The sequence below is a fragment of the Bacillus sp. JJ1532 genome (assembly GCF_036965085.1).
Classification (GTDB): Bacteria; Bacillota; Bacilli; order Bacillales; family Cytobacillaceae; genus Cytobacillus.
In genome coordinates this window covers 465-6,840 of record NZ_JBALOW010000060.1, presented here as the reverse complement: position 1 = coordinate 6,840, position 6,376 = coordinate 465, and the positions used below count along the sequence as shown (strand labels likewise).

The following is a 6,376-nucleotide window of genomic DNA, read 5'->3' as shown; positions in this document are numbered from 1 at the left end:
GAAATTGTCGCTTTCCTGTCCGATAAACTCACTTTGTCGGTCAACTATTTAGAAAAAGGCTCTTTCCTGTCCAATTACCGCTCCCTCTGAAGAAAGACCTTTCCCATTATCCGGAAAGGTCTTATTTATTCTAGTTCTTCGTATTTTTTGAAATTGGCCCACACGCAATCAAATCACCAGAATCACCTGATGGCTGTGTCAACGCTCATACTTACCTGTTATTATTTGTGATTAAATACAAACCTTAATTAATTATTACTTGGGAATGCAAATGACAGACTTTTGTCTTCACTTGTTGATAGCCAGCGTTCTGAAATCATCTTTGATTTTGTATAAAATTTTGCTTGATCTGGACCAAACATTTGGCCATCACCAAATCTTGAGCCCTTAAAACCAGCAAAGTTATGATAACCAACCGGAATTGGAATTGGAACGTTTACACCGACCATTCCTACATCAATTTCAGTTGTGAATTTTCTGGCTGCCAGTCCATTGTTTGTAAAAATCGTTACGCCATTTCCTAATTCATGCTGATTGATTAATTTAATCGCTTCCTCTAATGTGTTTACACGTACAATATTTCGAACGGGACCGAAGACTTCTTCATCGTAAATTTCCATGCCCGGTTTTACATGATCAAGCAAAGTTGGTGCCAAGAAGAAGCCTTTGCTATTTTTTGTTATGTCTTTATTACGTCCATCACAAATGATTTTTGCACCTTCTTCTTCACTGCGGTCAATGGCTTTCAAAATATTTTCTTTTGCTTGCGGAGAGATAACCGGGCCATAATCGACATTCTCTGTATAAGCCCCCACTTTTAAGTTATCAATCTTTTCTTTTAAAATTTCTACTAAGCGATCCGCCGTTTCTTGACCCACTGGCATTAATGTAGAGATGGCCATACATCGTTGAGAAGCAGCCCCATACCCTGCACTGATGAAAGCATTCGCTACTTGTTCTAAATCAGCATCTGGCATGACTACCATATTATTTTTGCCTCCGCCTAATGCAACGACACGTTTTCCATATTTAGCGCTTGTTTCATAAATATATTGTGCTACAGGTGTTGAGCCAACAAAAGAAACTGCCTGTACTGCCGGATTTTCAAGGAGTTCATTAACCGCCTCTTTATCTCCATTGATGACTGTCCAAATACCATCTGGAAGCCCTGCTTCTTTCCATAATTCACTCACAAATAAGGGTGTCATAGGCACTCGCTCGGAAGCTTTTAAAATAACAGCATTTCCAACTGCTACCGCCATACATGTCTGGGCTAGCGGCACCATGATTGGAAAGTTGAATGGAGAGATTGCTGTAACTACACCTAGCGGATATTTAGCGGAATAAGCATTAATTTCCCCGCCTACATTTACTGAATATTCGCCTTTCATTAAATGAGGAGCATTTATAGCTAAATCTACAGATTCTATCCCGCGGGTAATTTCACCTATTGCGTCTTCTTCTGTTTTCCCGCTTTCCGTGCAGATTAATTCAATTAATTTATCTTTATTTTCCGTTAGCAAGTGCCGGAATTTCATTACAACCTCTGCGCGTTTAGCTACTGAGATATCCCGCCATGCAGGGAATGCAGCCTCTGCTTTTTCAATTGCATCTTTCACTTCCTCTGCGGAAGCTAACGGCACTTTGGCAATGACTTCTCCTGTAGCAGGATTGAACACATCGGAGAAACGGCCGCTTTTACCAGCAGTCATTTTTCCCTCAATAAAATGTGTAAGTTCTTTCACTTCAGTAATGTTTGTCATCATCGTAATCTCCTTTCAATAATTAAGCAGCTAGTTTCATATAGAAAAAACATGATCCCATCCGTGCGATTCTGCTATTTGGGGTGAACAGTTATTAAGTTTCAATTGCTTGCACTAATCTTGCAAGAATGAAATCCTTTTCCTCCAAGGTAATGTTTAATGGTGGGGAAAGTGTTAATACATTGTTATAGCCCGCAACTGTCACACCGTTTTTCCCAATAATTAGTCCTTGTTCTTTACATTTTGCAATTACTTGATTGACTTTCTCTACAGGTAATGGATTCTTTGTGCTGCGGTCTTCTACTAGCTCAATTCCTATAAGCAATCCTTTTCCTCGAATATCTCCAACATGAAGGGATTGTGATAGTTTATTTTTTAATTCAGTAACTAAAATCTCACCCATGATAGAAGATTGTTCATATAAATTTTCACGTTCCATAATTTCCAAGTTTTTCAATGCAACTGCACATGCCGCGGGAGAGCCTCCAAATGTATTAACATGGCGGAAAAAGTCATAGTTTCCGTTTCTAGTGAACTCGTCATAAATTTCTCTCTTTACAGCCGTAGCAGAAAGTGGCATATATGCGCTCGTAAGCCCCTTTGCCATCGTGATAATGTCAGGCTGCACTCCATAATGCTGATGTCCGAAGGCTTTTCCTGTACGTCCGAATCCGCAGATTACTTCATCAACTATTAGTAAGGCACCGTGTTTCTCGCAAACTTCTTTTACACCTGTTAAATAATCATCAGGAGGCATTATGACCCCTCCGCCTGTAATAATCGGTTCCAAAATCATGGCAGCTATCGTTTCTGGGTGTTCCCATGTCATAATTTCATCTACTGCTTTAACAGAAGGTAAATCGGCTGCATTCTTATATCCATCCTCATTGTAACGGTACTGATCCGGCGCTTTAACATGAATAAATCCTGGCGATAATGGTTCGTATTTGTATTTCCGTTCAGCTTGCCCTGTTGCCGCGAGTGCGCCCATAGAGTTTCCGTGATAGGCGCGATAACGCGAAACAATTTTATAACGTGTTCCTTGCCCTTTTTGCTGGAAATATTGGCGAGCAATTTTAAATGCTGTTTCATTCGCTTCTGAGCCGCTATTTGAGAAAAATACAACGTAATCCCCGCCTAATAAATCACTGATTTTCTCGGCTAGTAAAATCGCTGAAGGATGGCTAACCGTTAAGGGAGTATAATTGTTCTCAAGGAGTTGGTCATATGCAGCCTTTGCAATTTCTTCCCTTCCATAACCAACGTTTACACACCATAAACCTGACATGGCATCTAAATAGCGATTCCCCTCTATATCCGTCAGCCAAGCTCCTTTCGCTTTTTGAATAATAGTCGTAGTTTGCGGGTTATAAGGCTTCATTGAATTCCAAAGATATTTCTCATCTTTCGTGACTAAACTTTCAGTAATATGAACATTCCTCATTTGAGCCACTCCTTTAGAAATTTGTTACTTCTGCCTTAATTGTGAGGCTTAATATCATGGTTATCATCAGACACAATGTTAAATGATAACTAATTACCGTTTCACACATTGACACTTTTTGATAGCTAAATTCATTCCCGGGCAGATCAAGGCCTTGATACGAATTTGACAAAATGAACAGAATGTATTTTTACTAAGAATCAAACTGCTAGCAATAAATCACTGAATATTCAAAATTAGAAAATTAAAATTCTGCTCTACTTGGAATTTTCAGAGTCTATAATCTGGAAGTTATATTGAGTTGCAAGCAGCATCAATTCAACAGCTAGGCGCTTTGGTGGAAGCATATAATCACTTCCTATTAAACTTTCAATTTTGGATAAGCGATGATATAAAGTTTGGCGGACGATAAATAGCTTCTTTGCAGTCTCATTTTTTAGACAATTACATTGCAGATAAGCTTGTAATGTTTCAATCAGTTGTCCATTATTTTTTGCATCATAATCATAGAGAGGCTTTAAATATTTTTTAGCTAAATCCATAATAGCTTTGTTTTTTTGTATTTGAAGGACTAATTGATGTGTGTAAAGATCTTCATAAAAATAAGAAAGTTGAAGAGCGTTATTGCGGATTAATAAAGTATCGCGTGCAGTTTCACAGCTTTGATGCACTAATTTATAATCATTCATAATCTGGCCAACGGCAGTAGTGACCGATAGATTTATATAGTTATTATTCTTTCTGAAATTTCTGATTTTATCGATACATTCTATGATACGATGTTTTATATCATGTCCATATATATCTGCAATAACATAAATCAGCCTTTGCTTTTCTTCTAATAAAAATAATACGAACCCTTTATTTTCAAAAATATTGCGAGAATATAATTTATAATAATTTAAATCATATTCTTTTTTTGAATTCTTTATCTGATCGATTAATACAAAATATGAGCAATTTAATAAATTATGAAAACCCTGTTCCTGTAAGAAATTAGTAATCACAGAATCTTCAACTGTTCCATCTAACCAAGACTCCAGCAATAGCCGGGAATGAATGTTTTGTTTTTCTTCTATGTATAGACTGCGCAACAAATATTGCGATAACGCCGTAACAGTTCTATCCAGTATTAATAATTCAAACTCATTTATTGTTCGATTCTTCGTGAAAATACATACTTCTCCATAACTTTCCTCCAATATATTTACCTCACATTTGGCAAAATGACTTCCTTCCCCTTTTTGTTCGTATTGGTCCCTTAAGTTCTCATATATGTGATGTTTTTCATTTGGAATAAATAATGGCTGCTGCCCATTAATGATAAATGCAACGTTAATGTTTAAATATTTGTAAAGCTTCATGAGAATATGTTCATAATGGGTTATTTTTAATGTTAATTTATTTATTTCTTGTGAATAATTTTCAAGCCGTTTGATCATTTCATACTGTTGATTAATTAACATACTATGTGTTTCTTGTGTTATTTCAATAAATGGAACTATTTCATTAAACACAATAATCGGTAAATTATGCCGATTAGCCAACTCAATCACACTATTTGGAACAGATTGAATATGTTCACCAAATTCAATACATAAAGCGGCTGCTTCTTTTGTAATCAGTTGTTCTAAGAATTTTAATAGAGTCTCTTCGGATATTAGTTGAATTCCCGTTGTTAATATTAATTCTTTTCCCTTAATGAAGGTACCTATCTCTTTCGATTCCAGTATATGAACCCACTTAATAGTATTCAATAGTCCGCCATGACCAGCGATCACTTTGGCCTTTTGAAAATGGTTTCTATCAATTAAATCTTGAACCTTTAGCGAATAAGACATATTTTACCCTCCTAGAAAAAGGCTTATCATGCTCTATACAGAAAATATAACATAATCTAAAACGGCAAAGGGAACTTCTTTACATTATGGTTTATATCAAGCTGTTAAAAGGCTATGTTATATTTTTTTTATTACTTAGTTTGTAACAAGAGGGATAAGTGAATAGAAAAAGGAAGTTTATGAAGCATATTTGATAAAATAGAAGAGATGAAATACAAGCAACTAAACGAAAGACCTTTCCCATTATCCGGAAAGGTCTTATTTATTCTATTTCTTCTTCTTATCCTTTGAAATAGGCCCACATGCAATCCGATCACCTGAATCACCAGCTGGCTGTGTCATGCCATCATCCTTGCCATCATGAATCACAATAGAGGTTCCGTCTTTCGTTAATAATGATTGTTTGCCTTCCTTGAGTGAGACCTGAGGGGCCATAATTTCATCCTTGGCCTTTCCATCCTCCCCTACAATAAGGTTAGGAAGGTCACCAGCGTGGGATCCTTTAGGATGAAGAAGACCGTGCTCCTTATCTTCTGGATTAAAATGATTTCCCGCTGACTTGAAATCTGGGGGTTCACATTTTCCAATATCATGAATATGCATGGCATGCTCACCTGGAGGCAAACCCTCTAAATCTAAAGATAGTTTGACCCCTTTTGCCTGTTCCTCTAACTTGATCGTTCCTAAGGAGTCCCCCACGGCATTATACATTTCAACATCCAGATTTCTGATCGTCTCTTCCCCACACCCTGTTAAAATAAAAAAAGGGAGTAATAACCAAGCCTTTTTCATGTTAAAAAAACTCCTATCAAACAAATTCTTCCATTAGTATCACCCTATCTCCCTTTTCATAATCAATTATTTGGCAGGTTAAACCCAAATCTTTAATTCAATTAGCAAAAAAAAATAACCAAATCAAAATAGATTTGGTTATTTCCTGCTTCTGCTAATTTTTCTCTTCAGTGCTATTCAAGTTATTCATAATTCGATCCTCAAGTTCCTTTGCCTTGATTGCTTCACGTTTTGAAATCCGTAAAATGAATCGGAAGGTTAAAACGCATAAGATAAAGAAAATCGTAAAACTGATGGCAGCAGGAAAATATTCTGATTTATCTTGAGGGAAGTATAGAAACAAGGACATAACATACCATTGCAACATATCAACTATCCTTTCTGCAAAAATGCAGTGGTTCAATATGTTATTATATCAACAATTACGCCGTGTTCCAAGCCTTTTGCCATAGGAAGGATTCTCTTTATTTTTAAAGGTAATGTAAAAGGGAAACTACATTCGTAACCCCAAAGACATCGATTGATGACCGTGTCGG

The 6,376-nt window shown here is 36.6% G+C and carries 5 protein-coding genes; all 5 read right to left on the bottom strand.

Annotated features, from left to right (window positions below):
* Positions 1-248: 248 nt before the first annotated feature.
* Positions 249-1,766 (bottom strand): CoA-acylating methylmalonate-semialdehyde dehydrogenase, encoded by a 1,518-nt coding sequence (locus tag V7122_RS19445; protein WP_335528417.1) that lies wholly within the window; start codon positions 1,764-1,766, stop codon positions 249-251.
* 91 nt (positions 1,767-1,857) lie between these two features.
* Positions 1,858-3,207 carry an aspartate aminotransferase family protein gene (locus V7122_RS19440; protein ID WP_335528414.1) on the bottom strand — a complete coding sequence of 450 codons (1,350 nt, stop codon included), beginning with the start codon at positions 3,205-3,207 and terminating at the stop codon, positions 1,858-1,860.
* Positions 3,208-3,464: 257 nt separating this feature from the next.
* On the bottom strand, positions 3,465-5,048 hold the full coding sequence (locus V7122_RS19435; protein ID WP_335528411.1) for a PucR family transcriptional regulator: 1,584 nt from the start codon (positions 5,046-5,048) through the stop codon (positions 3,465-3,467).
* A gap of 267 nt (positions 5,049-5,315) precedes the next feature.
* Positions 5,316-5,840 carry a superoxide dismutase family protein gene (locus V7122_RS19430; RefSeq protein WP_335348152.1) on the bottom strand — a complete coding sequence of 175 codons (525 nt, stop codon included), beginning with the start codon at positions 5,838-5,840 and terminating at the stop codon, positions 5,316-5,318.
* 154 nt (positions 5,841-5,994) lie between these two features.
* Positions 5,995-6,207 carry a hypothetical protein gene (locus V7122_RS19425; protein ID WP_335348153.1) on the bottom strand — a complete coding sequence of 71 codons (213 nt, stop codon included), beginning with the start codon at positions 6,205-6,207 and terminating at the stop codon, positions 5,995-5,997.
* Positions 6,208-6,376 lie beyond the last annotated feature (169 nt).

What these genes read in the sequence shown, in the direction of transcription:
- V7122_RS19445 (WP_335528417.1), bottom strand. Translation starts at nt 1,766, where the DNA reads ATGATGACAAACATTACTGAAGTGAAAGAACTTACACATTTTATTGAG.
- V7122_RS19440 (WP_335528414.1), bottom strand. Translation starts at nt 3,207, where the DNA reads ATGAGGAATGTTCATATTACTGAAAGTTTAGTCACGAAAGATGAGAAA.
- V7122_RS19435 (WP_335528411.1), bottom strand. Translation starts at nt 5,048, where the DNA reads ATGTCTTATTCGCTAAAGGTTCAAGATTTAATTGATAGAAACCATTTT.
- V7122_RS19430 (WP_335348152.1), bottom strand. Translation starts at nt 5,840, where the DNA reads ATGAAAAAGGCTTGGTTATTACTCCCTTTTTTTATTTTAACAGGGTGT.
- V7122_RS19425 (WP_335348153.1), bottom strand. Translation starts at nt 6,207, where the DNA reads ATGTTGCAATGGTATGTTATGTCCTTGTTTCTATACTTCCCTCAAGAT.